Source organism: Streptomyces incarnatus (genome assembly GCF_001027185.1).
Classification (GTDB): domain Bacteria; phylum Actinomycetota; class Actinomycetes; order Streptomycetales; family Streptomycetaceae; genus Streptomyces; species Streptomyces puniciscabiei.
Window position 1 is genome coordinate 135,861 of record NZ_CP011497.1, and the last position, 25,265, is coordinate 161,125.

Sequence of the window (25,265 nt, forward strand, 5' to 3'; positions counted from 1 at the left end):
GGCGATGCGTGGTGCTGGAACCGAAGGGGACCGCGAACTGCCGCAGGGGCGCGTCCGCAGCTATCGTGGACATCAACCGGACAGCTGTCCGCTAGTTGGCAAACGTAACGGACAGCTGTCCGCTTAGCAAGGGCGAGGTTCGGCCACGAACCTTCAGGGAGGACGAGTGCCGCAGATGGAGAACGAGTGCCGCAGATGAAGGACGCACCCCGGCGCTCGGACGCCCAGCGCAACCGCGAGCGCATCCTGGAGGTGGCACTCGCCGAGTTGTCCCGCTGCGCGGACACGCCGCTGAGCGCGATCGCCAAGAAGGCCGGCGTCGGTCAGGGCACCTTCTACCGCAACTTCCCCAACCGCGAGGCACTCGTCCTGGAGATCTACCGGCACGAGATGCAGCAGGTCGCCGACACTGCCGTACACCTGCTGCGGACCCGGCCGCCCGCGCAGGCCCTGCGCGCCTGGATGGACCGGCTTTCGGAGTTCGCGATGACCAAGGCCGGCCTGGCCGACGCCATCCGGCAGGTCACCAGCGCGCCAGGCGGTCCGACGAAGCCGGCCCCCACACCGGTGATCGACGCGGCGAACCTGCTGCTCCGCGCCAACGAGCAAGCCGGCACCATCCGGCCGGGCGTCACCGGGGACGACTTCTTCCTCGCCATCGCGGGCCTGTGGCAGCTCGACCCCCGCGACGACTGGCAGCCCCGCGCCACCAGGCTCCTCGACCTCGTCATGGACGGCCTGCGCACGGGAGCGCCCGGCGGGTGAACACCGCACCGCCGACCACCGGCGGGCGCCATTGCCAAGACCGTGATCGCCTACACGACCGCCTGCCGCCCAAGCGGCACCATGCCCTTGGGCTACTGGAGCGGGGAGAGACTCGCGACACGGCTGTCGCCGAGCCCCGAGTGTCATCCAGGGGATGCGGGGCCACAATTGCGTCCACGACCGGATCGGGCAGGACGATCATCGCTGCCGCATGCGCACTGGAGTGCTCCCCCCACGGACGGATCCTCCTCACCGTGCCGACCCTGGCCTGCCGTACCGGTGGCCCCGCCGTGCAGACCGCGCAAGCACGGCGCCTGGTGGGCCACCGCTCCCCCATGGGCTCGGTGTACTCGCTGGAGAACGACCCCGTACTGAACGAACTGGGAGTGCGGACGACCACCGACCCGATCCAGCTCGGACGCTTCAGCGAACCCGGAATCGCGGACTCGCACAACACCGTGATCGATTGCTGAATTCCGCTCACCGTAATGACCTGCCGGATTGATTCGGCAGGCCGCTTTCCGTTTCCGTCGCACAAATGAAAGCGAGGCAGGGGAAGTATGCACGTTCATTTTGAAGCCCTAGACCCGGAGAGAATGATCAGGTTCTGGGGCAGTATTCCGGGTTTTGGTGCGTACAGTGTCGGCGAGGCGGAATCTCCGGCTGTGCTGCCGGTCGTCACCGTCCTGGTCGGAACGGTCGTCGAGCAGGTTCAGACGCTGATCGCGAAGGGCGCCTCTCTGGTGGAACTCCATGATCCCATGGAAGCCCTGATGACGGATCCGGAAGGCAACAGGTTCAGGGTGGTGCTAGACCCGGATCTCGAAGCATGACGTTCTCCAGGGGGGATGCGGCCTGGCGTACTGCCGTTGCCGTGGAAGGCCGCATGGTGATTGATCCGACGTCACGCGTGTCACCGTCACCGACGTCGAGGCTGACGGAGCAGGCTGGCCGGATCCCGGTCGCCTTCTCGGCAGCCGCAGCAACGGCTTCTTCGTCGGCGTCGGGCTGGTCGGCCAGGGCCCTGTCGATGAGGAGCACCGCGTCGGCCAGCCGCTGTCAGACAGCACGCCGCTCAAGTAGCAGGAGCCCTGCGGAGAGACCTGAGCCAGCTCGACAGCGACCGTGGTGCCGCGCTCGCAGATCTCGCCGGGAGGCTGGTGAGGGTCAGCGAGCGGTACGCCGAGGGCCTTCTCAGATGCCTGCTTGCCAACGGCGCACTAGAAGGGGTGCGGCCGGTGTCCATCATCCGCACGACCTTCTGGGAGTCGGCGCACATGATGCTCGTCCTCCTGGCCGCCCTCGGAGGATCTCTGGCAGCGCACAAGTGGGGGCCAGCCATGGGTATGCCGAAGGACTTGCAGCCACTGTTCATGGTGGTAGGCGCCTTCGTGGGTGCAACCTGCATGGGGGGCTGGCAACGGGCGGTCAATCTCAAGGAGCTGCTCCCCAGCAAGTAATGAACGAGGGAATGTGCGGGGTTCGAAGGTGCGACCTTGTCCTCCCCGACGGAGGTGATGTCGCCGACGACGTCCGCCTTCCCGAACAGGCCAGGTTCAGGTCGGCGAAGACCCGCGTGTGCTGGTACCTGTGAGTGACAATCAGATGGTGCTCGCTGCCGGCCTTGCCCCGGTACCCCGTGGACGGACCGGTGGCCGGCGTGCCCTTCATCGAGCAGATGTGGCGGGAGTCCGCCGCTGCGCAGGAGAAGTCGAGCAGGGCTGCGGCCCGCAGCTCGGAGAGCAGCTTCGTGCAGGCCCTGCCAGACCCCGGGCTCGTTCCAGTCCCGCAGCCGTCACCAGCAGGTCATCTCCGAGCCGAAGCCCAGCTCCTGGGCAGAAACTCCCAGCGGATCCCGGGGTACAGCAGGTACAGGATCCCGCACGGCACCTTTCGACTACCCCGACGCTTGCGACCTGGACGCCGCGGATTACGCGCGACGACCGGCAGCAGTGGCTCGATGCGCGCCCACAACTCGTCGTCGATCTCCCACGGTCTGACAGTGGTCTTCCTCGTCTCGACTGGCTCGCAACCCCCTTCGGGCCAGCATCGAACCAGGACTGACACGCCGTCATGCCTAGTGGTCCAGAGGCCTCTTTTTGTCAGGATTCGCAAGTGCCACAAGGCCGCCCTCAAGAGCCGCTGGAAGACCTGTGTGAACTTCTTCGCCGGTCCCAAGCTCCTGATCATCGATGAACCGGGCTATTTCCCACTGCCCGAGGACGGTGCCTCGGCACTGTTCCAGGTGATCAACCAGCGGTATCTGAAATCGAGCCCCATCCTGAAGAGCAACGTCGGGATCGCCGACTGGGCCGGCGCCTTCGGCGACGTCACAGTCGCCGCCGCGATGCTCGACCGGCTCCGGCACCGGGCCGGTGTCGCCGGCATCGACGCCATCGAGTACGTACTCACTCGACCGGTGTGACCGAAGACCAGACGCCGAACCACTGCTCGGCGCCGTACGCCTCGAACCGTTCCAGCTCGGTGAACCCGAGCTTCGCCGCGAGGCGCATCGAGCGGGCGTTGGCGGTCTGGGTGTAGAGCACCACCGGCTGACCGGGCAACGCGCCGGCAAACCAGTCGAGTGCCGCTGTGCACGCCTCGGTGGCGTACCCGCGGCCCCACGCCTCCGGTAGGAACAAGTAGCCGAGCTCGGTCGTCCCCGCCTCCAGACGGCGGTTGTGCCGACGCTCGGGGGTGTGCGGTTTGAGCTGGACCGTGCCGATCATTGCTCCGTCGAGCTCGACCACGAACCAGCCAGGGCACTGCCCGGGCACCTCGGGCACCGTGCGCTCGAGCTCGGCGTGCGCTCGAGGGCCACCAAGGTACGTGTTCACCTGTGGCGAGGCGTTCAGCTCGATGACCGCCGCGCGGTCCTGGGCCTCGGACTCGCGGAGTACGAGCCGCTCGGTCTTGATCGGGGCAGGCGGCCAGGCGACGGGTCCAAGTTCAGTCATGCCGACCAACCAATCAGCAGGCTCGGCAGCGATCAAGACTCGCGGACTGATCAAGCCACGACCCGGGCCCCACACTCACCAGCGGAGCCGCTCAGTCCCGATCCGATCGATCTGCCGGTCACCCGGCATGGCCACAACTTAAGTTCTGGTGATCAAGGACCACTCTCCACTCCCATCATCCCCATACAGTTCAAAGACCAAGCAAGTGGGGATGAGAAGCAGACCCCGCCGTTTTCAAGGCTCTGGCCCGATTCCGTGAAGGATCTCGGAGTCGCTCGGCCCGGTGTGGTCCGTCCGGAGCTGCCTGGTTGGATGACTGCATGACGGATTGGTCGACACTCACGGACGCGTGTGGTTCCGCGGAACACGTGCCCGGTCTCTTGGACCGGTTCGAGGCCGATCCGAGCGGCGTGTGGTCCGAGCTGATGGACCACCTGTGTCCGCAGCTGGACACCGCCTTCACCGCCAGCTTCGCAGCGATTCCGCGCTTGGCCGAGATCGCGACGGCGGGCAGCCCAGAGACGGTGGGCTGGGTGCTGCTGGCAGCGGGAGCAATCGCTGCGTGTTCTCCTGGGCTGTCCGAGCCCGACAGCCCTCTGACGGTCTTCTCGGCTCCGATTGCGGTCCTGCACGACCTCACTGATCGGCGCTTGAGCCAGACGGTTGAGCCCGAGGAATACGTGAACCTGCTGCAAGCCCTGCTCTCCTTCGAGGGCGTTGAGATGTGGGACCGCTGCCTGGACGGCCTGCGCAGCGGGGAGTACGAGGTCGACTGCCCGTACTGCGGCGCAAACGTGTTCGTCGTGGTCAGACAGGACGACTCCTTCTGCTGCACCGACGACTACGCGTTGCGAGAAGTACAGAAGTCACCCCTCAGGCCGGCGCGGACGCAGCAGCTGGACGGGCTGCCGCGGAGGTTGTTCACGCGGGCAGTGGCAGACGGGCAGGAGGGCTTGGCTCATGGCCTCCGCTACGTGTTCGGGCGAGCCGCCTGTCCGGACTGCCAGACCGACTTCGCGGTGGCCGAGCAGGTGGTCACCGGTTGGACTCCGTGACCGACCCGGGGCTGTGCGCGGGCGGGGATTCGGGTCCGTAGGAGTCGGAAACCGGCCCGTCCATACATGGGTCTCTTGATCGTTTTGATCCGGTTCACGTGCCCGTCGACCACCCCGGAGCTCCAGGGCAGGGTCAGTGCTTCTGGCAGTCCGGGCACCGGCCCGGCTGGCCGATGTCCAGCGCCTCCACCTCCAGGACCTCGGAGGAGGAGCTGACGCGCTCTCCACCCGCACGTCGGTACCGGGAAGCAGCACAGCTTCGACCGTCTTGCTCGTCACGGCAGGAGACACCCTGCCGTGACGATCCGGCGTTCCCGCCCCCGACCTGGCGATCACGGAACTGCGGACAGGGCCAGTCTCAGACAGTGCCCTCGCCCGGCTTGCCGAGGAGAGCCAATTCGTCTTCGGTCAGGCGCAGGCTTCCGGCGGCGATGTTCTCCGCGAGGTGCGCCGGGTTCGTGGTACCGGGAATGGCCAGCACGTGCGGACCGCGGTGGAGGGTCCAGGCGAGCCGTACCTGGGCCGGCGTGGCGTTGTGGGCGCGAGCGACGGAGTGGACCCGCGCGTCGCGCTCCTGACCTGCGGTTGCCTCGCGCCGCAGGCCGGAGACTGCGAAGAACGGGACGAAGGCGATGCCCTGCTCCCAGCACAGGTCCACCAGCCCGCTCTCGTCGGCACGGCGCCAGTCCAGGCCGTAGGAGTTCTGCACGCAGACCACGGGCGCGATCTTCTGGGCCTCGGTCACGTGCTCGGGCAGGACAGCGGAGAGCCCGAGATGCCGAACCAGGCCGGCCTCGCGCAGCTCGGCGAGAGCGCCGAAGTGCTCGACGATCGAGGCCGTGCGGGGGCCGCCGGCGCGCAGGTTCACCACGTCCAGGCAGTCCCGGCCGAGCTGACGCAGGTTCTCCTCCACCTGGCCGCGCAACTGATCGGGGCGGACCGTGTCGAGCCACTCACCGGAGGGATCACGCCCCGGACCGACCTTGGTCACCACGACCACATCGCCGGACCAGGACGAGAGGGCGCGGTTGATGAGCTCGTTCGCGGACCGCAGTGGTGAGAAGTAGAAGGCGGCCGTGTCGACGTGGTTGACCCCCTGCTCGAACGCGCTGTGCAGCAGGCCGACAGCGACATCCCGGTCGATCGGCGCGCCGTCGGAGTTGCCCATCATGCCGTTGCCCGTCAGCCGCATAGCGCCGTAGCCGATGCGATTCACCTCCAGGTCCCCGAGCATCCAGGTGCCTGCTGCCGCTGCTGCGCTCACCGTGCTCCTTCATCCGTCCGTTCGCCAAGTCCCGGAGTATGGGGCCGTCACGGTGTACTGCGACAGGGCATTTGGCTGGGCGAAACGTCACATCTCCATCGGGAACCAACCATCGCCGCACTGCCGTTGGACCTGGCAAGAGAGTGTCGGTCGGGAGAGGCTTTCAGACCTTGTTCCGCTGCCCTGCCGAGGCCGCACACGGTGGAGGCTGCGTCCCGCGCAGGCGGGCAAGGTGATCACCACCCCGCCGGTCGGACGTGGCTCAGACGAGCCAGACGCAACGTGACCTGCCCGCGAGCAGCGACTGGGAAGCGAGGCGAGCAGGTCGCGTTCCGTGCCTGAGTACAGGGTGGGGATTTTCAAGGTTCTGACCGCAGTTCCGTGAATCACGGGGCTCCATCACCCCGGTGGCGGCGGCAGCGGGACCTGGCAGACCCGGCGGTGCCGCGGAGGCCTGGTGGTCCGTCCGGCCGCTGCCGGCGGGACGGACCACCGTCGGGCCGGCGGAGGCCGGCACATGTCGCGCTCAGGCGGTCGCTCAGGCCGTGCCGAGCGGATTGAGCACGGCGAACCGCCAGCAGCCGTCGACGTCTCGGCATGCGACGTTGGCGGTGGTGCCGGTCGGGGTGACACGCTCGCCGTCGGGAGCGGTGATTTCGAGGGTCCAGTCGGTGACCAGCAGCGCGGCCTCGGCGCCGACCAGGGTGTGCCGGGGGATGTTGGTGAGCCGTCCACGGGCGGCGACGGTCCCACTGATCTCCCGGCGCAGCGCCTCGTGACCGGTAATGACCTCGCCGGCCGGCGTGCGCATGGTGGCGCCAGGGGTGAACAGGTCCAGCACACCCTCGACGTCACCGCCGTTCAGGGCAGCCTCGAACGCGACGGGCAGCAGTGCGGGATCGGTGATCGCGGTCTTCACAGTAGTGGGTCCTTACCTGGTGTGTGCCCAACGGGGGCAGGGATGTACGAGCGCGCCGCGGGTCTCAGGGGCGCAGGCCGGTAGTACGCGGCGACGCCACCACGATCCCCTCCAAGGCTCTCTTGCGACGAGGTAGAGTCGGGACCCACCATGGTCAAAATTGGACAACATGACGTCATCGACATCGCCTACCTCAATCCCGACCGGCCGCGGCTGGGCATCGAGGTGCTGACGTTCGACGTCCTGCGCCGCCGCCTGAAAAGGGCGGTCGCCCGCACCGCGAGCCGGCCGGACTTCCATCAACTGCTCCTCGTACGAGGCGGTGAGGCGACCATGATGGTCGATTTCGTCCCCCAGCCCTGTGCACCGGGCAGACTGCTGCATCTGCGGCCCGGTCAGGTCCAGCGGTTCCCGGTCGATGCGGAGGGCCGCCTGGCCGACTTGGATGCCGTGCTGGTGCTGTTCACCGCCGCCTTCCCACCGCGCTTGCCTCAGCTCGCGTCCCTCCTCGACGGCTTCGGCCCGCCCGGCTGGACGCTGTCCCCGGGCAACCACCAGGTCCTCGACCGGGCCCTGGCCGAGATCACGGCCGAGTACCACACCCTTGAGGACAGCCGGGAAGACACGGACGCCGACCTCACCGTCCCACTGCTGCGCCAACTCCTCGGAGCCGTGCTGCTGCGCCTGGCCCGGCTGCCCCATCCGGACCATGCCGCCTCGGCGACGGCCGGCGGCGAGGTCTTCCGTGCCTTCCGGTACGAGCTGGAGCGCTCCTTCGCCGCCACCCGCTCCGTACAGAGGTACGCCGCCCAACTCGGTTACTCACCACGCACCCTGACCCGAGCCTGTCAGGCCGCCACCGGCCGCACCGCCAAAGAACTCATCGACGCCCGCGCCGCTCTGGAGGCGCAGCGCCTGCTCGTGCACACCGACCTGCCAGTGGCCGCGATCGGCCGGATGCTCGGATTCTCCGAACCCGCCAACTTCGGGAAGTTCTTCACCCGCGAGACCGGCGACTCCCCCGGCGGCTTCCGCGCCCGCTGGCGCTAGGCGGCTTCCGCACGCGCTGGCGCTGAAGGGGGATCACCGAGCCAGTGCCGCTGTGACCTCCGTCAGCGATCACGATCGTGTTGCTGACGACGGCCTTCGCGCCGGAACACTCCCGTGCCTGCCCTGCAGTCGTTGCGATGGCCAGGCACAGGCCGGCCAAATGCGAACGACCAGCCGCGTATCGACGTCGATGACGACCTGGTGGTGGGTGGAGTACCAGTAGTTCTTCGACTGCTCGGCCAGCGCATGGTCCCGCGTGGGGACCAAGGTGCCGTCCAGTATGAGCACCGTGTCCTTGCGGAACCGTCGGCGCGATCGCAACGCGAGCAGCGGTGCAACGCGATCGATGATGCGGTCGGCCGCGGATTTGGAGATCCCGAACAATGGCGCCAGCTGGCGCAAGGTCAAGTTGGTGCGACCGTACATCCCACCACATCCGGAGCGCAGGCTTACGCAGATCAGTACCTGTCAGAATTCGCTGGGCGGTCTCATCGCCGGCCGGTACCGTGCGACACGGGACCAAGGGGGATGAGCCGGTGCGCCCAGTGCTGTTGGTGGATGTCGACGGACCGCTGAACCCGTACGCCGCGAAGCCGCATCGTCGACCCGAGGGTTATCAGACCCACCGCCTGCTGACCCCTCGATGGAAGGCCGCTGAGCGGCGTCGACTGGCTTAGTGGGGACTGCCGAGCAAGACCGTCAAGCCGCTGCGGGTGTGGCTCAACCCGAATCACGGCCCGGCGCTGGACGCGCTTCCCTTCGACCTCGTATGGGCGACGACGTGGGAGGAGGAAGCCAATGCCTTCGTCGCACCAGTTCTGGGACTGCCCGAGCTGCCCTTCATCCCCTGGCCCTCGCCTCGACCCGAGCCCGGGGACGGCGTGTTCTGGAAGACGCCTGAGATCGTCGCGTGGGCGAAAGGCCGTGCGTTCGCCTGGTCGACGACGACATCACAGAGGCGGACCGCACCTGGGTGAAGGACCACCACGACGGTCTCGCCCTACTGCTTCGGGTCGACCCACGACGCGGCCTGACCATTGACGACTTCGCCGCGCTGACGGCATGGGCAACCGGCCTTGACTGCCTTCGCATCTGATTGACAACCGGCTGCGACGCCGACAGACATGCGTGATCGTTGCGGGACAGCCCTTGGCCAGAAGACCGGTCAGCACGGCGTCAGGCCGGCAACCGAGCCGGCCGGCCGCCGCTGCGGCAGCCGCCACGGCCGGACAGATAGCGACGCAACGATCCTGCATAGACGCAACGATCCTGCATATCACCCCTGACCTGCGGTTTCACGGAAACGCGGTAAGAACCGTTTCAAGGATCCCCATCGCCCTGCCCACCGGCAACCCTCCGCTGGACGCGACCGGTGCCCCACGACCTCCCCAGCGTCCAGAGGCGCGACGTGGCGCCCCGGTCCGGCGTGGAGGCGGATGGCCCGAAGCGCTGGAACCGGGCGTCCCTTGCCTCCTGCGAGGTTGTCCAAGACACCGCCCAGCGGCCGAGAGCTGCCTGGGTGAAGTGCCGGTCGGCCGGGCGCGTCCCCTCCCCGGCCTGGCCGTCGCCTGGTTGCCTCGCAGTGGGCCGCACGGAACGCGTGCGGCAGGACCACTGCGAGGAGAACGATGTTCCGTCGCTCACGCCGTGTGCGCCTGCGGCTGGCCGGCGCCGTCGCTGCCTGCGTGCTGGCGCTGGCGGCCTGCGGCACGGTCAGCGCAGATCGCGTCGGCACGCACCACGACAAGGGCATGCCCCCTCAGCCACCGCTGTCGACCACCGTCGACGACTGGCAGGACGTGGCCGCTGCTCTAGGCCGTGCCGGGGCCCTGTTCGACGGCAGCGTCTACCGCGTCCCGCTGCCCCGCACGGACCTCACCGTCACCTCACACGGCGTCACCGTGAAACCCGGGCTGGCGCTGAGCGGCTCCGCGAACTTCGCCCGGTACCAGGACGGAACCATGCTCATGGGCGACCTGGTCGTCACCGAACGCGAACTGCCCAAGGTCACCGATGCCCTCCGGCAGGCCGGCATCGCGCAGACGGCCCTGCACAAACACCTCCTCGCGCAGCACCCGGACATCTGGTGGACCCACGTCCACGGCATGGGCGATCCGGTCATCCTGGCCAAAGGTGTGAAGGCGGCCCTGGACGTCACCGGCATCCCACCGACCTCCCAACCGCCTGCCTCCCAACCGCCCCTCGCCCTGGACACGGCCGCCATCGACGCCGCGCTCGGTACCCAGGGCATTACCGGCGGCGGAATCTACCGGTTCATCTTCGCCCGCTCCCAGCCCGTCACCGACGGTCGGCACCTTCTTCCCCACACCCTCGGCATCACCACCGAGATCGGCTTCCAGCCACTCGGCGACAATCGGGCCGCAATCAACGGCGACTTCGTGCTGACCACCGACGAGACCCAGAACGTCATCCGGGCGCTGCGCCGGGGCGGCATCGGCCTCGTCGAACTGCACAACCACGGCCAGGACGAACACCCCCGCCTGTTCTTCCTCCACTTCTGGGCCACCGGCGACGGCGCCACCCTCGCGCAGGCCCTGCGGCCCGCCCTGGAAGCGACCGCGGTGACGCCCGCCTCCTGAACCCGGCGGCGACTTCCACTTACCCGGCACGCCACTGCGGTGGCGGGCCGACGGGCAGCCACGCATCAGCGTGATGCGCTCGCAGCACAGGGCCGTGGTGTTCCGGTTGGTCGCCGCACTGCACACCGGACGCATCCAGGGCCTTCTGGAGGTCATGGCACCGTGCATGGCCCTCATCGCCGCCGGCGACGGGGGCACGACCGCCGTACGGGCCCCCGGGGGCCGAACTAGTGGTGCCGAAGCCGACCGAACAGCGAGCCGGGGCACCACGACCGATGACGACCCGGATCTCCAGCCACTGCGTTCTACCTGACAGGCCTGCACAGCTCGGTGACCGATCACGCCTTGCCCTGCGTCTCGATACTGAGGACATGGAATTTGCCGTCTTCATGACCTTGCCCGGACTGGTCATCCTCCTGACCGTCGTGGCCTTCGCAGACCAGGTGCTTCTCCGTGCCGGGCGGGCCGGGTTGCTGCCGTGGCGGAACAGCGTCCGGCAGGGCCAGATATCGGCGACCGGGTTTGAGCAGCTCCACGCCAGCTTTTCGCCAGGGAAGCAGAACGAACTCACGGAGCGGCAGTCGGCACTGGTGATGCGGGAAGACGAGGAAGACGGAGCGCCGGCGAACCGGACAAGGATCGACCTGGAGAGCGGGACGGCGGTCGTCCGGATGCCGCAGGCCGATCAGTAGTAGGCCACCCTTCACAGTCAGACCTTGAAGAACAAGCTCAGTACGGGAGCCAGAACCGCCGAACCGGCACCCGCTGCAATCTTGTGCCGTGAGGAGCTTGTCCCGCAGGACAGGATCTCGGTGAACAGCGGCGTAGGGGGCTCCGTATCCGTGGTGCGCCTGCGCCCAAGCCTGCAGAGGATGCACTGGGCGCCCCTGCATTAGCTTCGCTCAGCCACCCATCGGTTCCCCTCAGCGGGCGTGCCACACCGCAGAAAGCCCCACAGTTTGGCGATCAACAACAGATCGGTCGTGTGGATGCCACGTGCACACGTCATCCTCGTAACTGCCCTTGTCGGCATTGCCGAGCTCACCGCCTGCTCCTCCAACAGCGACAAGCCGGCTCCCAGCTCCGGCCCCACTCAGAATGGCGACGAGCCGGTCTCCGTTCGAGCCGGTCTCCGTTCCCGCCACGAAGCCGATCATGAAGGAACTCGCCCAGGCCCAGATCACGCAGGCCCTGCTCGGCGGCAGCGAGACCCTTCCCGGTTGGTTCCTTCACGGCGACAAGTCGGTGACCCAAGGGCAGTACTGCAACGGGGCAAAGGAGGGACGACTCCGCCCCGGCGGGCTGGGTCCGCGACGGCCCGGCAGTAAGCGGTCCGCATAACTCTGGGCACGGCAACCAGTCGGTGTCGTCACACAGGCCCCCTCGCCCAGTCCGAGCACGCCGTCCGGTCGGTGAAGAGCTCGTACCCTGCACCGAGTTGCTGCCGCCGGACCAGCTCCCGCTCCCCTGCGCACTCGAGTTCGGGGACGACCAGCCGGTTTTCGGGATCGACCAGCTGGTACTGGCGCCGGGCCCCGGTCGGTGGCTCTCCGCCCGCTCCAGTCGCTGGTGTCAGATCCGGTCGCCCTCTGGGCGCCGCTGCTGGGCCACTTCAGGGGCCTACAGGGAGACCTCCAGGGCGGCTGGTGCCATCCGCGGCCAGCAGCAGGCCGGTGACACTGCGGCCGAGGCTGCCGGGATGCGTGAGTACGCGGCCGCACACGACTGGCTGACCGTCGTGCAACTACCCTCCCACGCGTCGGACTTGAATCGGGTCGAGGGGGGGCGTCTGGTCGCTGATACGGCGTGATCCACTCGCCAATGCCGCCTTCACCGACGACGATCACCTCGAACGCACCCTCCGCCGGGGGACCTGCGCCATATCCAGCTCCGCCCCGACCTCATCGACGGCTGCCTCACTGGCACCGGGCTTGTACTCGCTCCACAGCCGACAACAACCCGAAAAGCTCAGTAGGAGTATCGAAATCCGCACAGAACGGCCATGGTGTGCGTCGTGGCCCGGCAGGGCGGCGTCTCAGCGGACAACCCGCGGCCAGCGGCGAGCAGTAAGTCCGCCGCGTCGCGGACCGTACAGCACGCCTGGAACTCGCCCGCGCTGCCGAGCTGTTTCGCCAGGTGGCGGAGTCCTTCCTCGTGCTCGAGGAGTTGGCTGCGCAGGCCTGCGGCGTCGAGAGGCGGCGAACTCTCTGTATCCATCCGACCACCCTAGCGATCCGCTCGCACCGATCGTGCCGCTTTCTGCATATATCTGCGCGACTGCACACCCGGCCCCCGGCCAGGGCAAGGCCTGCCGGCAGTCGCTCGCGCCGCTGGTGGCGGTGCTGCGACCGGCTCGGGGACCGGCCAGGGCACCGCCTCTACCAGACCACCGCCAGGGGGAGTTCCTGGCTGGGACGCAGCCGGGGAGCATCGAGTCGCCGCGCCGCACATGCCTCCAGACGAGTGCCGCCCCGATGTGACGAGCCCTGGGTCAGCTTTACCGGATCAGGCCGCGCACGCTCCAGGTCCGGCTGGACGTCGACCACGCTCTGCTCGACCGCCCCGCCGGATCGGCGCCGAGGACCTCGCCCTGTGCCTGCGCCTGCGCACCGGCATCCGCGAGGAGCTGGGGGCCACGTCGGCGACATCCGTGTTCGATCGAGCGGCGGCGGCCGGCGGAGTGCGGCGGCGGGGCGATGTGCGCCCCAGGTCGAGGCGACTTGTTCTGGCGACGCGGAAAGTGCCGTACGGGTTGACGTTGGACCGGAACCGTACGGTCGGGCCGCGCCGGTCCTCGTCCGAGAGCTTCTTCGCCCAAGCCGGTTCGGCCAGGACCTGCACTAGCGGAGTACTGCCCCGGCAGGTTGGTCGCGTGTGTGCTCTGGCACCTGCTGAATCGGGTGACGGGTGAAGGCCTCCGGTTGAGGAGTGGAGCTGTCGGGGAACCGCTCCGCCAACCAGGAGGCCTTCGTGTCTCACGATGACGCTGCCTTTGACGCCTCGTGCCCGTCTGCGCCTGACGTGTCTGATGGTTGATGGCGGTGGCTGGTCGCCCGCGCAGCCGAGCGCTACGACGTGTCCTGGCCCTCGGCCGAGGGGTGGGTCGACCGTTACGCCGCCACGCACACGACCATTCCGGCGCCATGCTCCACATCGACGTCGAGAGGCCCGCTGTCTCCGACGGCAGCGGCCGGCGTTACGTCGGGCAACCGTGCGGGGCAAGGGCGCCGACCTCGGCACCGCCCGGACGTGGTGCTGGCAATACAGGACACGACGACATCCACGAAGCCCTCGGCATCCTCGGATGCGTCGTCATCTGCCGGTCTGCCGTCCCGCCGCGACGGCAGACCGGCAGACGGCAGACGGCTCCTTCATCGCGTGCCCCGTGAGCCATACAGAAGCCGGTCAGTGCACCCGTTCACCGCACTCCGCCGGAAACAGGACGGCGCCGGGTGGCAGTTCGTCTGGACGCCGTCCCCTCAGCCGCAGGCACGCTTCGAGAGAGCCCTCCACGGGCGGGTATTCGAGGGCAACCTCGTCCAGGACGGCGATCTCACCGCAGTGGTGCAGTTCCACCGCGTGCACGCCGCCCGGGAAACAGCCGACCAGGACCCCGAAGGCTGCCGTGTCATCGCCGTCGGCGACGCACTCTCAGATCTCGAAACGCCAGTGCTCAGCCGCATCGGCAAGCAACGACCTGCCCCGCCTGCCCAGTCCAGCGAGGAGAGCGGTGCGGTCTCGCAACTGGTGGGCGATAGCGCAGCAGATCGGGACTGCTGTGCCGTGGGACGTCGTCACCCGCGTGTACTCGGCGTGGGGATAGGACGACAGGGCCTCATCGACAAGCCCCAACGCGGTGTCCCGCGCCGCCGGGTGACCCTGCTGAGCGATGTCCAGGAGCAGAGGCGTCGCGACCGCAGCCGCCGGAAACACCGCGGCACTGTGGCCGTGGACGATTCCGCCACCGCCGAGCAGCGAGCCGGCCTCCGCCGCCTCCGCCAGGGTCGCCGCATCGGCCAGCGCGCGAAGTCCGCGGGCGGCACGAGCCGGTTCATACCAGTCAGGATGGCCTGGTACAGCACCCCAGTCCACCGCGTCGATCGCATCCAACACGGCAGCATCCTCGCAGCTGACTGCTACTCATCGCCCCGGGTCCGACGATGCCGTGCGGATCATCCTGTCAGGACTTCTTGACCTGACGGACAGGTCCCGGCACGGTTCTGGGTCGGTGTGCGCCCGCTGCAAAAGGGTTTTGCAGAAGGCCCGGTGGTGGGCAGTCTGCCTGCCTGGAGCGCTGCGAGAAGCTGCTACGGGTTGTGCGGGTGCGGGGCGGGAACGGTCCCGGCGGTGGCCGGCCATGGCGTCTTCCGCTGGCCGAGTGGTTGCTGCTGGTAGCCGTGTACTACCGGTGCCTCCTCACGCAACTACCGGTTCTCGGCGAATGTGCAGGTTGTCATCGCCTCAGACCTGCCCGGCCTGGCAGCGGGCACATCGGTGATGGCGGACGGCACTGACCTCGGCACGGACTGATCGTCCCGCACCGCAGAAGTGCCGTACGTCCTCTCCAGCGCGGCCAGGAGCAAGTCAACGCCGAACACCGGCGCGTGCGGGCCCGGCGACGGCCTGGACGACGGTACGGCTGGACGGCTGGACGGCCTGGACGGCGTGGTGGAGGCCGTCGCCCCTGTGTCGTCAGTCGCGGAGGATCTTCCAGTTCTTCATCCTGGCGAAGGTGCGCTCGACGCACGTGTACCGAATGTGGACGTGTATCGAAGGTGATGGTCACGGGCACGACCTTGGAGTCGACGTTGATGTCGCCGTACGGACGATGGCGGAGGCGCGGGTACCGTCCGTGTGCTTCGTGCTCGGGGTGAGCGCGGCCACGGTCGGCGCGGGATCGTCGGCGTAGAAGCGCAGCACCCGTGCCTCGGCCTGCTTGCCCAGCGGGCGTACGAACCGCACCGGTTCGGAGAGCTCCACGGTGACCGTCGTCTGCCCGCCCACCGACAGGTCCAACGAGCCGTCGCCGCGTGCCTGCGCCAGGCCGGTGCCGCTGGTGATGCGGCGCTCCACGCGGGCGCGGGTGATGAGTTCCGCCGGGATGCGGATGTCCAGCAGCACGCCGTAGCGCAGGCGCAGCGAGCCGTCCGCCGCCACGACGTGCGGGCGTACGACGCAGGAGATGTGCAACGCGATCACGAAGTAGCAGCCCCAGATGTCGATCACGAGGAAGACGGTGCGCACGAGCGGCCAGGGGATGACCAGCGCCAGCGCCACCGTCTCGACGACCGAGACGAAGAGGAAGCCGTAGATCATGGCGGACTGGTTTGCGGCGTACCTCACCGCGAGGTCTCCGGGGCCCGTACCGTGCGGCGGGCGGCGGGCGAGCCAGCGGCAGCAGCTGGTGAAGAGCTTGAGCTCGTGAACGGTGAGGCGGCGGATCACGGCCGGGACCAGCTCCCGGCCGGCCTCCAGCGCCGCGGCCCGGTGAGCCATGCCCTCGCGCACGTGGCGGCGGTAGTCCGCGGTCAGCAGTCCGGCCAGCGCCACGGCAGGCGCCAGCATCGAGGCCTCGACCCCGCGCATCACGGGCACAGGTATGACTGCCCCGGATGCCAGGCACAGCATGAGCACGAGCCTGCCGAGGAGCAGGACGAGCAGGCCCCATCGGACGGTCCTGCGCAGTGCGTTCACCGTGCCCCCCGCTCCTGGAGCAGGGCCATCGCACGGCGCACGACCTCCGCCTGCGCGGGCGGGAGGTCCGCGAAGAGCGCCTGCGCGAACCCCCGCCGTCCTTGTCACCGTCGCGGACGGCGCTCTCGGCCGCGGACCGGGCGACCTCATCCGGCATGATGTCCGCCACCGTTCGGGCCAGTTCCGGGATGCGGGGATCGTCGGGCGCGGCGTCGGCGAGCTCGTCGAGCCGGGCGTAGATCTCGTACGCCCGCGCCATCGCGTTCTCGTCGGTGTTCAGCGTCCGCATCATCGTCTGGAGCCAGGCACGGTGGCCGGCGTCCGCCGTGGCATCCAGGAGAGCGAGCAGCTCGCGCTCCTTTGCCGCCATGGTGGGCTCGGGTCCGGGTCGTGAGGCGGAGAGACGGGCCATGTCGTCGAAGATGACGGCGAGTTCCGGGGAGACCGGGCCCTCGGCCGACAGGCCGCCGGCGTCCGCGCGCTGCAGCAGCTCGGCGAGTCGGGCGCGGCGCTGCCTGATCGCCTCCTCCTGGCGGGCCAGGTCGGCGTCGAGCTCGGCGAGGATCTCGTGCAGGTCCTTGCCCGCGTCGTCGGCGAGTGCGTCGCGGACCTCGTCGAGGCTCAGCCCGAGCTCGGTCAGTCTGCGGATGCGGGCCAGCTCGACGGCGTCGCGCAGGCCGTACGCGCGGTAGCCGTTGGGCTGCCGTCCGGGTTCGGGCAGCAGGCCGATGCGGTGGTAGTGCCGCACGGTGCGGGTGGTGACGCCGGCGATCGCGGCGAGTTCTCCGATACGCATGCCCTCAGTAGAAACGTTGTCGCCGCGACAAGGTCAAGCATGGGATCGGGGCTGGGGAGAGCGCCGAAGCGGGTCCGGGGAGCTCGCCGAGGGCCCGCTGGAGGCTATGGGCGCGACGAGCCGTGACGACCGAGGCCGCCGACGGCCGGGACGGCCGGGATGGCCGCCGATATCGACCCGGCGGCAGCTGATCGACGGGAAAAAGCACCATCCCATGACCTGGTCCTCGCCGTTATGCCACCCGACTGTGCCGCCCGACGGAACGACGAGGGCTCCGTCGAGGGCCTCCTCGGAGAATCGGCGTCGTACGTCGGTGTCGTACGGAGGCAGAGGCGGGCAACGCTCGGCGGACGACGGGCCACGGTCCATACCGCGCCGGTTGGTGGCGGGCCGTCGGCCTGTCGAGTGGCCGACGGCCGGGCATTGCGCTTGCCAGAGGGATGCGGGGCCGGGAAAAGCCTTCGCCCCCCGTCATGCCGGTCCGGCAGGCTCCGGGCCATGACTACCACGCCGTCTTTCATCCCCGGGCTGGAGCTCTCCCGCCGCTTCTACCGCGAAGCCGTCCGGCCGCTGCTGGACGAGGCCGTCCCCGGCGTCCCTCACTCCGCCGCCCGTCTCGGCGGTGGCTCGGAGGTGCTGGCCTTCGACACCGCCCGCTCCGCCGACCACGAGTGGGGACCCCGGCTCCAGCTCTTTCTGCGCCCGCAGGATGTCACCCGCCACGGAGCGGCGATCAAGGACCTGCTCTCCGCACGCCTACCGAAAACCTTCTACGGCTACCCCACGCACTTCGCCCCCACAGCCGAGGCGGGGATCCGCGTCATGCGGGCGACCGACGGTCTGGTGCACCACCGCGTCGACATCACCGACGCGGCCACCTGGTTCACCGCGCAGCTTGGCTTCGACCCCGGTCAGGACGTCACCCTGGCGGACTGGCTGGCCACCCCCACGCAGCGGCTCGCCGAGGTCACCGCCGGCGCCGTCTTCCATGACGGGCTCGGCCGACTCACCCCGGCCCGCGCGCATCTCGCCTGGTACCCGCACGATCTCTGGCTCCACCTGCTCGCCTGCCAGTGGCAGCGCATCTCCCAGGAGGAGGCCTTCGTCGGCCGGTGCGGTGAAGTGGGCGACGAACTCGGCTCCGCCGTCGTCGCCGCCCGCCTTGTCCGCGATCTGATGCGGCTCTGCCTCCTCATGGACCGCCGCTACCCGCCGTACAGCAAATGGCTCGGAAGCGCCTTCGCCCGCACCCCGCAGGCAGCCGTCCTCACGCCCCTCCTTTCCGCGGCCCTTGCCGCCACCGACTGGCACACCCGCGAGCACCACCTGGCCCGCGCCTACGAGGCCGTGGCCGCCGCCCACAACCGGCTCGGCCTCACCGACCTGGTCGACCCCACCACGCGCACCTACCACAGCAGACCCTTCCAGGTCCTGCACGCCGAACGCTTCACTGCGGCGTTGGCGGCCCGTATCACCGACCCGGCCGTCCGCGCACTGCCGCTGACGGGCACCGTCGACCAGTTCGTCGACAGCACCGACGTCCTCAGCACCCCAGGACGGGCTCGAGCGGTGACCCGGGCCACGGCCTCGCCGCTCCTGGAGTCGTGATGTCGTCATCAGGCGCCACGCATGCCGCCCCCCGTAGTCCGGCATGTCGCATGAGACACCTCCCTCTCCGGAGAAGGACGGGGTTCCGAGCCCTGGTGTCCGTCGGCGCGGGCCGGGTGGTGCGGCGTTCCAGGCGCGGCACCGAGACATTCGGGCGCTTCCGGAGATCGGAGCGGGGTCGCCCAGCTGGCGGAGGCGACCGCGCTGGACGGCAAGCTGGTCGTACGGGTCGCCGCGGAACACCTCCGAGCTGCTGCGGAACCTGCTTCAGCGGCGGCGCGCCAGGGCGGGCCGGGCGGCGGTGGGAGCGCGCGTGGGGGCGAGCCTCGCAGCCGCCGTACCGCCTCGCGAGGACCGGACAGGTCACGGCCTCTTCTCGAACAGTTTGACGAGGTGCCGGGTGCGGGCGGTGTCCGGGTGGTCGGGGCCGAGGACCCGGTCCTGGTCGGCGAGCAGGCTGCGCAGGGCCTGGTGGGCGGCGGGCAGTTCGCGGGCCTTGACGAGCCAGTCGACGAGGTCGCTGCGTGCGGCCAGGGCCTGCGGATGGTCGGGATGAAGGAACTTCTCGTAGTCGTCGATCAGCACGGTGAACTCGGTGATCGCACGCTGGACATGACCGGCTTTCCCGAGCAGCATCGCCATGTTGCGCCGGGTACTCAGGGTGTGCGCATTGGCCATCCCCAAGACCCGGGTCTCGATGGGCAACAACTTGCTCAGCTGGACGAGACCGGCCCGGGGATTCACCTCGCCGACCCAACTGGCCAGATTGCCCCGCGCGGTGAGCGTGTCCTCGTCATCGGGCCCGCATTCCCGTTCGAACAGCGGGACCAGTTCGCGGAACGCCCGAATCGCGCCCGGGATGTCGCCGTTCTCGCCCCGCCACCGTGCGAGGTTGCCCCGGGACACGAGAGTCTTGCGGTGATGCGGGCCGTGCACCAGGCCGCGGCGCTCCACCAGCCGCTCGAACTCCCGTAGGGCGGCAGCGGTGTCGCCGGCCTCACCCAGAAAGGCGGCGAAGTTGCCCCAGTCGTCCAGGGCCTCGTCCTCGTCCTCGCCGCACGTGCGGGTGCGCTCGGCGATCAGGCTTCTCAGTTGCTCCGCGGCAAGGGCCGGCCGGCCTGACACGGACAGCCAGACCGCATGTCGTCCGCGCGCGAGGAAGGTGTCCCGGTGCTGTGCGCCCAGGCGTTCGGCGGCGGTGGCGGCGAGTTCCTTGAAATGATCGGCGGCAGCATGGACATGGCCGCTCTGGCCGAGGCTCTCCCCCAGGCCGAACAGCAGGGTGTGCCCGTCCGGCTGCCACAGCGCGTCGCCTCCGCATCTGATGAGTGCGCGGGCGTTGTGCCGCAGCGACTCGTCCAGTTCGGGCCTGAAGCTCCTGTTCGCCATGTCCACGACTGCGTCGGCGACCGCCCGTACCCGCCGGGCCCAGGGCTGCGCCGCCGCCGGGTCGTGCTGCATCGCTTCCCGGGTCGCCCGCTGTACCAGGGCGTGCGCCTTCACCTCGCGCCATTGGTCGGCCTGGTCGTCGGTGACCAGGTTGAGCCGGTGCAGCACCCGCAGGGATCTGCGCACCTCCCGGGCCCGTACCGCGCGCCCGAGCAGCTCCTCCAGGCAGGCCAGCGTCGCGGGCGCGGTGAACAGGTCCCGCGGCATCCCGGCCGGATCCAGCAGCGAGGCCAGGAGCATCACAGCCGGCACGACACCTCCGGGCATCAGGCGTGAGGCCAGGTCCAGCGAGATGGCCCAGGTGGTCTCCACCGGGTCCGGGTACGGTTCCGGGAACTCGGCAGGCCGGGGAAACAGCTCCTCCAGGCGGGTGCGGTACTCGGCGAACTCCGCGCGGTAGGCCTCGACGGTCATGCCCTCCTGGAGCAGGTAGGCGGCCGCGTGCGACAGCGCCAGCGGCAGTCGCCCCAGTTCCTCGGCCAGTTCGGACAGCTGGCTGTCGGGCGGGATACTCGGACCGCTTCTCCGGCGTCGGCCCGTATGACCGGCGAGCTTGCCGCGCAGAAACGTCAGCGCCTGCTCGGGGGTGTACGTGCCGACCTCGATGACCCGTCTCCCCTCCCGCCACAGCCCTTCGTCGCGGTAGCGGGTGGTCACGATCACCTGGCCCGCTTCCGTCGGCTCCGGCCACCACGGCAGCACCTCCGTCGGCAGCTGGACGTCGTCCAGCACGATCAGCCACTGCTGCGTGGTGACCGACAGCCACTCCATCAACTGCTCGGCCGCCCGTTCCGGCTCGCCGGCGTCGGCCCCCAGCAACCGGGCCGCGGCCTGTGCGTACGCCGTCACGACCTGGTGCACGTCGCGGGCGGACACCCATATGATCAACCGCAGTTCGGGCCGGCGCCAGACCTGCCACACATAGTGGGCGGCCAGCTGTGTCTTGCCGACTCCACCCAGCCCGGACAGCACCCGCTCGCGTTGTGTGAGCACCACCGACTGACCGGCCTCGACGGCCTCGGACACGGGGGCCAGCTCGGGGCGCTTCACGAACGTGTCCGCCGTGCCGGGGGGCCTGCCGATCCGCACCAACCCCGCCTCCGGGCCGGTCGCACGGCCGACCGCGTCGTAGAAGCGCGCCTGCCAGTACTGCGGCGTGGCCAGCGCACCGGGCAGGTCAGGGTTGCCGTCCTGGCGGTGCAGGCAGGCGGTGACGAACGACTCCAGCGTCTTCCTGCGGACCATGTGCCTGGCGGCCAGCAGGTTGCTCACGGTCTGGTCGGAGATCGGCTGCGTCTGGTCGCTGAACTCGGACCGGCGCGCCACCTCGGCCGGGGCGAGGTTCCCGGCCCGCGCCAGCAGATCCCGCAGCACCTTCGCCCCGCGTTCACGCGCCGCCCTTTGTGCGGCGTCGTCCTGTGTGCCCATGCCCCCCACTCGCCCTCGTTCTCGCAGTCCCGTTCTCGCAGTCCCGTGCCAAGTTCCGCCAAGTTCCGGGGCTTGGCCCATGCGCCCCGCCCAGGACGTGTACTGACGCCTGCCACCCCGCACACGCAACGACACGACGACACCAGGAGGTTCGCCATGACCCGCATCCGCCCTTGCCGCCGCCAGGCACACCGAGACATCCCCCGGCTCGCCCCCACCCTCGCCAGCGCCGCGCTCGCCGGCGTGGTCCGCGCGGTGATCGGCTGCCTGGTCGAACACTTGGGCCGCCTGTGGCCGTGACTCCCGCTGCTCGCCTCCCGCTCGCGGCAGCCCGGCGCGCCAGACGCCGTCCCTCTCACCCAGATCCTGCGCAGAGCAGTCGTATCCCAGCTCCTCCATGACTGCCACGGTTTGTCGGAAACCGGTCGGAACTGCGCATGCCCTGCTGCGAAATGAGCGCGGTCTCCCCGCGTATCGCGTGGCCGGCCGCCGGGCCGGTTGCCCGGCTGAAGGGTGTCAGAGAAGGCCCGTCACCAGGGATGTGAGCCGGTGGCGGGGCGGTGGCGCACTCTCCGGGACTGGGGTGGGCGCCCTGACGGTCGTCCCGTGAACACACGCGGCGTGAGATCGCCACCAGCGGCATGCAGGCGCAGCTTCATTTCCGCCGCTGTCGGGCGTCCGGGCATCGCCATGACGGGGATCGGCATCGGCTGGCTGATGCACGCACGCACCGGGTCGTATGCCGCCGCGGGTCTCGTCGGTGGCGGGTTCGCTGTCGCGGACGCCGTCACCGGTCCCCAACTCGGGCGCAATGTCGGCCGGTTCGGGCAGGCGCGATTGCTCCCCTGTGCGCTGGGCGCACACGCCGAGGCCGTGGCGCTGCTGCTGGTCGGCGCCCTTCCGGACCTCGTCGCCGGAGTGCTCGTCGGGGCGACGCTGCCCCAGCTCGGCGCCCTGCCCGCCGCTCGCTGGTCCGCCCTGCCGTCCGGCGAACGCGCTGCCGGTCTGCCCACCGCCTTCGCTGTGGAGGCGCTCGTCACGGGCGTAGTCCTACCTGCTCGGCCCAGCCCTGGCGAGCGTCCTAGGTGCGGCGGGCCGCCCGGGCGCCCGGGTGCTACTCGCCGCCTCGCACGTCGTCGGCGGCGGGCTCGCGGCGGTCGTGGGGCGGGTGGTGGACGTGGGCGGTGCGCACGGCGGTTTCGGTGTGGCGGCAGGGGCCGCGCTGGTGATGACGACCCTGGCGCTTGATGCTGCTGCGGGAGTCATCACCAGACATGCCGAAGGCGTTCGCGCCCACTGAAGCCACGGTGCCGAATCCGTCGGCCACAGGGCGGGATTCGTCCACGAACCGCGAGGCACGCTGAACCCTCAGTCGCCGTTCCACAGCGTCCAGTTTCCCCCAGTACCACCTCGCCGACGAGGGTTCTGGGGAACCGTAGCCAGCGCAATAGCCGATCAGCTCGCCAACCGCAGGCACAAAGGCCGTCGAGGAGGCCGTCCACCTACGTCCGACCGCGAGTCACACAAACGACGCAATACCGTCGAACACTGCATCAACGGCCTGAAGAACTGGAGTGGCCTGGCAATCCGCCGTGAGAAGACCGCCATTGTTTTTGCTCGCCGGACTTCATATCGCCGGCATCTTCATCCGGCCCTCTCGCTGATCCGAGAGGAGCCATTTGACGAGCGTCAGTTCCAGGGTTCCCGGTAGGGGTTTTCACCCAGCAGCTTCGCTGCGGCCACGCAGAGGTCTTCGCCGAAGAGTTGGTTGCTGCCCCATTCGGAGCCCCACAGGTCGGACGCGGCCTGGGCCACAGCGCGCCAGGAGTAGTCCTCATCGCATCGCCACGTGCGGATCTGAGCAGCCATCTCCGGTGTGATCGTCGCCGGGTCAACAGTGTTGTGTGTCATCCCAGCGACCCTAGGGAGGTTGCGGAGAAGGTGACCACCGGATTACGCCCTCGGCCGCCCGGCGGACGGGTCCAGGACTTCGCCCTCAGGAATCGGCAGGCCGCGACCAGATCCGATCCGGCACGGCGTTCGTGCCCCCGGCTACCAGCTCTAGTTGTAGTTCGTGATCGAGAGAGGGGCGTCGACGAGGAACGGCCGCTATTCCAGCCACATCCCCTCGCGCATGATGACTCGCCCGCGTAGCTCCGGCTCGCCACGCCAAGCGCGCACAGTCCTCGGGGCCACGCGTATATACAGAAAGGAACCGTCTTCCCGGCGTGGGTCCCACCCGAACTTGTCGGCGAACGCCTCCGCCGCGCCTTCGGGCACCTCCTGGTCCGCGAAGCACTCCGCCTCACCCTGGAGGAGCACCACGTCGAAGGTGTCCGGTAGCGCCAGGCGCACGCGCGGCTCTTCGCGGACGTTCCGCGCAGTCACGGAAGTGGCACTGGTGCACATCCACACCGCTTGCCCATCCCACGAGAACCACAGCGGCACCTGGTGCGGCCCATGGTCAGGGTGAGCCGTCGACACCCATACATCCCGCTCGGTAGCGAGCCGCTCCAGAGCGTCGCGCATACGCTCCGCCGTCTGGCGAGGGACGATTCCCGTGGTCTCCATGAGGACCGACCCTAGCCACGCGGGCGCGCAGCGCGCCTGAGGCGCAGGACCTACTCCCAGCGACCGATGAACCCCTCGGCCTTTGGCTCGGGGCGACCAAATTCGGTGCCCGGATCGGCCGGCGCAAGTGCTCAGTCACAGTTGTCTCCGGTGGTGGCCGAACCGCTCCCTCGACCGCGTCTACCCGGGTCCTGTTCCAAGTTCGGTCTGAAGCGGTGCTGCGCGTACCGTCAGTCGGTGCAGGTAGCTGTGGCGGGCGTCGGACGACCGTAGACCCCATGCCAGCAGCATGCCGGTGGACAGTGCTGTCACGTGGCCGACGGGAGTGACCCCCAGCATGGTCAGGCCGCTCGTGATGTGCGGTGCGCGCACCGCGAGCGCGGCGAGCGCGGTCCATCGGTGCCAACGCCGGGCCCCCGCTGCCGCCACGGCGGCAAGGGCCGAGACGATCACGTAGGACGGGCCGACGTCCAGCGTCGCACGCAGCGTCGGGTCTGCTTGGGCCGCCGCGATCCGCGCTGCCAGCAGCCCTTCGCTCACCAGTGTGCCGAGGATTTGGCCGGCCGCGATCAGCGCGACCGCCCGCATGTTGCCGAACCGGATGACGAGAAACGCCAGTATGGCCCCGGCGAAGGCGATGCTGCGCAGACAGGCCCAGGGGTCGGCGCCGAAGAGGAAGGCGGAGGCGATGAGCGCCTCCACAGGATGATCTCCCAGATTGGCCAGGTTGGTCGATGCCCAGGCGTTCACCGCGTGATCACCGCCGTACGTCAGGGAAGACGCGGCGGCGAGCAGGGCAAAGCCCCAGGGCACAGGGGAAAGCCATCGGCGGACGGGGGTCCGGGAGAGATCCATGTGGCCGACCCTGGCAGAGGGTGCCCGCCTCGCGGATCTGACCACGGAATGACCGGCGGATCTCTATCTCTGGACAGAGGCGGATGAACGCCCTCCCGGCTAGGGTCAGATGCATGCGAGTCAAGTCATGAGGGTGAGGCATGATGCGTCCTACGCCAGGGGGCTGACGCCGACTCAGCTGATCGGTCTGGATGTGCTTTTGGCCATGGTCCTGGTGGCCTCGACCGTCTTGTGGTGGACGCTTGGCACGAACC

23 protein-coding genes and 5 pseudogenes are annotated in these 25,265 nt (G+C 69.2%); 14 read left to right on the forward strand and 14 right to left on the reverse strand.

What is annotated here, in order from left to right:
- Positions 1 to 195 precede the first annotated feature (195 nt).
- The 4 genes from ABB07_RS00670 (at position 196) to ABB07_RS00685 (ending at position 2,225) form a co-directional block, all read left to right on the forward strand.
- Positions 196 to 765 carry a TetR/AcrR family transcriptional regulator gene (locus ABB07_RS00670; RefSeq protein WP_244189146.1) on the forward strand — a complete coding sequence of 190 codons (570 nt, stop codon included), beginning with the start codon at positions 196 to 198 and terminating at the stop codon, positions 763 to 765.
- 254 nt (positions 766 to 1,019) lie between these two features.
- Positions 1,020 to 1,238 carry a hypothetical protein gene (locus ABB07_RS41890; RefSeq protein WP_425264668.1) on the forward strand — a complete coding sequence of 73 codons (219 nt, stop codon included), beginning with the start codon at positions 1,020 to 1,022 and terminating at the stop codon, positions 1,236 to 1,238.
- 123 nt (positions 1,239 to 1,361) lie between these two features.
- A complete protein-coding gene (locus tag ABB07_RS00680; protein WP_208896725.1) occupies positions 1,362 to 1,598 on the forward strand; it encodes a VOC family protein in 237 nt (78 codons plus the stop codon).
- Between the two features lie 405 nt (positions 1,599 to 2,003).
- Entirely contained in the window at positions 2,004 to 2,225 is a 222-nt protein-coding gene (locus ABB07_RS00685) for a hypothetical protein (RefSeq protein WP_208896726.1), read from the forward strand.
- Between the two features lie 346 nt (positions 2,226 to 2,571).
- Here the strand turns inward: ABB07_RS00685 and ABB07_RS41895 are convergent, their stop codons facing one another.
- A complete protein-coding gene (locus tag ABB07_RS41895; RefSeq protein WP_425264669.1) occupies positions 2,572 to 2,955 on the reverse strand; it encodes a transposase in 384 nt (127 codons plus the stop codon).
- Between ABB07_RS41895 and ABB07_RS41450 the strand changes: the two genes are divergently transcribed.
- Positions 2,846 to 3,190 carry an ATP-binding protein gene (locus ABB07_RS41450; RefSeq protein WP_425264670.1) on the forward strand — a complete coding sequence of 115 codons (345 nt, stop codon included), beginning with the start codon at positions 2,846 to 2,848 and terminating at the stop codon, positions 3,188 to 3,190. The two genes, ABB07_RS41895 and ABB07_RS41450, sit on opposite strands and share 110 nt — an antisense overlap.
- Here ABB07_RS41450 and ABB07_RS00700 read toward each other — a convergent pair.
- Positions 3,174 to 3,722, reverse strand: coding sequence for a GNAT family N-acetyltransferase (locus ABB07_RS00700; protein WP_208896728.1), 549 nt, complete (start codon positions 3,720 to 3,722; stop codon positions 3,174 to 3,176). The two genes, ABB07_RS41450 and ABB07_RS00700, sit on opposite strands and share 17 nt — an antisense overlap.
- Positions 3,723 to 4,042: 320 nt before the next feature.
- Between ABB07_RS00700 and ABB07_RS00705 the strand changes: the two genes are divergently transcribed.
- On the forward strand, positions 4,043 to 4,777 hold the full coding sequence (locus ABB07_RS00705) for a hypothetical protein (RefSeq protein ID WP_208896729.1): 735 nt from the start codon (positions 4,043 to 4,045) through the stop codon (positions 4,775 to 4,777).
- A gap of 358 nt (positions 4,778 to 5,135) precedes the next feature.
- Here the strand turns inward: ABB07_RS00705 and ABB07_RS00715 are convergent, their stop codons facing one another.
- On the reverse strand, positions 5,136 to 6,041 hold the full coding sequence (locus ABB07_RS00715; protein WP_208896730.1) for an oxidoreductase: 906 nt from the start codon (positions 6,039 to 6,041) through the stop codon (positions 5,136 to 5,138).
- Between the two features lie 538 nt (positions 6,042 to 6,579).
- Entirely contained in the window at positions 6,580 to 6,960 is a 381-nt protein-coding gene (locus tag ABB07_RS00720; protein WP_208896731.1) for a YybH family protein, read from the reverse strand.
- Between the two features lie 150 nt (positions 6,961 to 7,110).
- On the opposite strand from ABB07_RS00720, the gene ABB07_RS00725 reads away from it, so the two are divergent.
- Complete coding sequence (locus tag ABB07_RS00725) at positions 7,111 to 8,010, forward strand: helix-turn-helix domain-containing protein (RefSeq protein WP_208896732.1); 900 nt, start codon at positions 7,111 to 7,113, stop codon at positions 8,008 to 8,010.
- Positions 8,011 to 8,023: 13 nt separating this feature from the next.
- Here ABB07_RS00725 and ABB07_RS00730 read toward each other — a convergent pair.
- Positions 8,024 to 8,433: pseudogene (locus ABB07_RS00730) on the reverse strand (transposase); the annotation flags it as partial.
- Between the two features lie 113 nt (positions 8,434 to 8,546).
- Here ABB07_RS00730 and ABB07_RS40400 point away from each other — a divergent pair.
- From ABB07_RS40400 to ABB07_RS40405, 4 genes and pseudogenes are all read left to right on the forward strand, one after another.
- Positions 8,547 to 9,106 (forward strand): annotated as a pseudogene (locus ABB07_RS40400) (HAD domain-containing protein).
- 532 nt (positions 9,107 to 9,638) lie between these two features.
- Positions 9,639 to 10,610 carry a DUF1259 domain-containing protein gene (locus tag ABB07_RS00735; protein ID WP_208896733.1) on the forward strand — a complete coding sequence of 324 codons (972 nt, stop codon included), beginning with the start codon at positions 9,639 to 9,641 and terminating at the stop codon, positions 10,608 to 10,610.
- Positions 10,611 to 10,981: 371 nt separating this feature from the next.
- Entirely contained in the window at positions 10,982 to 11,302 is a 321-nt protein-coding gene (locus ABB07_RS00740) for a DUF6191 domain-containing protein (RefSeq protein WP_208896734.1), read from the forward strand.
- A gap of 896 nt (positions 11,303 to 12,198) precedes the next feature.
- A pseudogene (locus tag ABB07_RS40405) lies at positions 12,199 to 12,585 on the forward strand (IS630 family transposase); the annotation flags it as partial.
- On the opposite strand, the gene ABB07_RS00745 reads toward ABB07_RS40405, so the two are convergent.
- Together ABB07_RS00745 and ABB07_RS00750 are read right to left on the reverse strand one after the other, a co-directional pair.
- Complete coding sequence (locus tag ABB07_RS00745) at positions 12,579 to 12,827, reverse strand: hypothetical protein (RefSeq protein ID WP_208896735.1); 249 nt, start codon at positions 12,825 to 12,827, stop codon at positions 12,579 to 12,581. The pseudogene ABB07_RS40405 and the gene ABB07_RS00745 overlap by 7 nt on opposite strands.
- Before the next feature lie 1,434 nt (positions 12,828 to 14,261).
- A complete protein-coding gene (locus ABB07_RS00750) occupies positions 14,262 to 14,723 on the reverse strand; it encodes a hypothetical protein (RefSeq protein ID WP_244189148.1) in 462 nt (153 codons plus the stop codon).
- Between the two features lie 179 nt (positions 14,724 to 14,902).
- Between ABB07_RS00750 and ABB07_RS41900 the strand changes: the two are divergent.
- A pseudogene (locus ABB07_RS41900) lies at positions 14,903 to 15,226 on the forward strand (IS5/IS1182 family transposase); the annotation flags it as partial.
- Positions 15,227 to 15,392: 166 nt separating this feature from the next.
- Here the strand turns inward: ABB07_RS41900 and ABB07_RS00755 are convergent.
- The gene (locus ABB07_RS00755; protein ID WP_208896736.1) at positions 15,393 to 16,304 is read right to left on the reverse strand and encodes a hypothetical protein; all 912 of its coding nucleotides are present in this window, start codon (positions 16,302 to 16,304) and stop codon (positions 15,393 to 15,395) included.
- Positions 16,301 to 17,100, reverse strand: a pseudogene (locus ABB07_RS00760) (MerR family transcriptional regulator). Before ABB07_RS00760 ends, ABB07_RS00755 begins: the two are co-directional and overlap by 4 nt.
- A 498-nt stretch (positions 17,101 to 17,598) precedes the next feature.
- Here ABB07_RS00760 and ABB07_RS00765 point away from each other — a divergent pair.
- The gene (locus ABB07_RS00765; RefSeq protein WP_208896737.1) at positions 17,599 to 18,708 is read left to right on the forward strand and encodes a DUF4037 domain-containing protein; all 1,110 of its coding nucleotides are present in this window, start codon (positions 17,599 to 17,601) and stop codon (positions 18,706 to 18,708) included.
- Between the two features lie 363 nt (positions 18,709 to 19,071).
- Here ABB07_RS00765 and ABB07_RS00770 read toward each other — a convergent pair whose 3' ends face one another.
- Entirely contained in the window at positions 19,072 to 21,585 is a 2,514-nt protein-coding gene (locus ABB07_RS00770; protein WP_208896738.1) for a tetratricopeptide repeat protein, read from the reverse strand.
- 156 nt (positions 21,586 to 21,741) lie between these two features.
- On the opposite strand from ABB07_RS00770, the gene ABB07_RS00775 reads away from it, so the two are divergent.
- Complete coding sequence (locus tag ABB07_RS00775) at positions 21,742 to 21,885, forward strand: hypothetical protein (RefSeq protein ID WP_208896739.1); 144 nt, start codon at positions 21,742 to 21,744, stop codon at positions 21,883 to 21,885.
- An 814-nt stretch (positions 21,886 to 22,699) separates the two neighbouring features.
- On the opposite strand, the gene ABB07_RS00780 is transcribed toward ABB07_RS00775, so the two are convergent.
- The 4 genes from ABB07_RS00780 to ABB07_RS00795 all read right to left on the reverse strand — a co-directional run bounded on the left by ABB07_RS00780 (position 22,700) and on the right by ABB07_RS00795 (position 25,011).
- Positions 22,700 to 22,861, reverse strand: coding sequence for a hypothetical protein (locus tag ABB07_RS00780; protein ID WP_208896740.1), 162 nt, complete (start codon positions 22,859 to 22,861; stop codon positions 22,700 to 22,702).
- 413 nt (positions 22,862 to 23,274) lie between these two features.
- Entirely contained in the window at positions 23,275 to 23,496 is a 222-nt protein-coding gene (locus ABB07_RS00785) for a hypothetical protein (RefSeq protein WP_208896741.1), read from the reverse strand.
- A gap of 198 nt (positions 23,497 to 23,694) precedes the next feature.
- On the reverse strand, positions 23,695 to 24,156 hold the full coding sequence (locus tag ABB07_RS00790) for a pyridoxamine 5'-phosphate oxidase family protein (protein WP_208896742.1): 462 nt from the start codon (positions 24,154 to 24,156) through the stop codon (positions 23,695 to 23,697).
- A gap of 180 nt (positions 24,157 to 24,336) precedes the next feature.
- Complete coding sequence (locus ABB07_RS00795) at positions 24,337 to 25,011, reverse strand: rhomboid-like protein (RefSeq protein WP_208896743.1); 675 nt, start codon at positions 25,009 to 25,011, stop codon at positions 24,337 to 24,339.
- Between the last annotated feature and the right edge of the window lie 254 nt (positions 25,012 to 25,265).

Excerpts from the sequence above, each read along its gene's own strand:
- ABB07_RS00735 (WP_208896733.1), top strand. The coding sequence starts at position 9,639 with ATGTTCCGTCGCTCACGCCGTGTGCGCCTGCGGCTGGCCGGCGCCGTC.
- ABB07_RS00705 (WP_208896729.1), top strand. The coding sequence starts at position 4,043 with ATGACGGATTGGTCGACACTCACGGACGCGTGTGGTTCCGCGGAACAC.
- ABB07_RS00740 (WP_208896734.1), top strand. The coding sequence starts at position 10,982 with ATGGAATTTGCCGTCTTCATGACCTTGCCCGGACTGGTCATCCTCCTG.
- ABB07_RS00790 (WP_208896742.1), bottom strand. The coding sequence starts at position 24,156 with ATGGAGACCACGGGAATCGTCCCTCGCCAGACGGCGGAGCGTATGCGC.
- ABB07_RS00670 (WP_244189146.1), top strand. The coding sequence starts at position 196 with ATGAAGGACGCACCCCGGCGCTCGGACGCCCAGCGCAACCGCGAGCGC.
- ABB07_RS00795 (WP_208896743.1), bottom strand. The coding sequence starts at position 25,011 with ATGGATCTCTCCCGGACCCCCGTCCGCCGATGGCTTTCCCCTGTGCCC.
- ABB07_RS00775 (WP_208896739.1), top strand. The coding sequence starts at position 21,742 with ATGACCCGCATCCGCCCTTGCCGCCGCCAGGCACACCGAGACATCCCC.
- ABB07_RS00725 (WP_208896732.1), top strand. The coding sequence starts at position 7,111 with ATGGTCAAAATTGGACAACATGACGTCATCGACATCGCCTACCTCAAT.
- ABB07_RS00770 (WP_208896738.1), bottom strand. The coding sequence starts at position 21,585 with ATGGGCACACAGGACGACGCCGCACAAAGGGCGGCGCGTGAACGCGGG.
- ABB07_RS00745 (WP_208896735.1), bottom strand. The coding sequence starts at position 12,827 with ATGGATACAGAGAGTTCGCCGCCTCTCGACGCCGCAGGCCTGCGCAGC.
- ABB07_RS00680 (WP_208896725.1), top strand. The coding sequence starts at position 1,362 with ATGATCAGGTTCTGGGGCAGTATTCCGGGTTTTGGTGCGTACAGTGTC.
- ABB07_RS00700 (WP_208896728.1), bottom strand. The coding sequence starts at position 3,722 with ATGACTGAACTTGGACCCGTCGCCTGGCCGCCTGCCCCGATCAAGACC.
- ABB07_RS00765 (WP_208896737.1), top strand. The coding sequence starts at position 17,599 with ATGACTACCACGCCGTCTTTCATCCCCGGGCTGGAGCTCTCCCGCCGC.
- ABB07_RS00785 (WP_208896741.1), bottom strand. The coding sequence starts at position 23,496 with ATGACACACAACACTGTTGACCCGGCGACGATCACACCGGAGATGGCT.
- ABB07_RS41895 (WP_425264669.1), bottom strand. The coding sequence starts at position 2,955 with ATGATCAGGAGCTTGGGACCGGCGAAGAAGTTCACACAGGTCTTCCAG.
- ABB07_RS00780 (WP_208896740.1), bottom strand. The coding sequence starts at position 22,861 with ATGTCTGGTGATGACTCCCGCAGCAGCATCAAGCGCCAGGGTCGTCAT.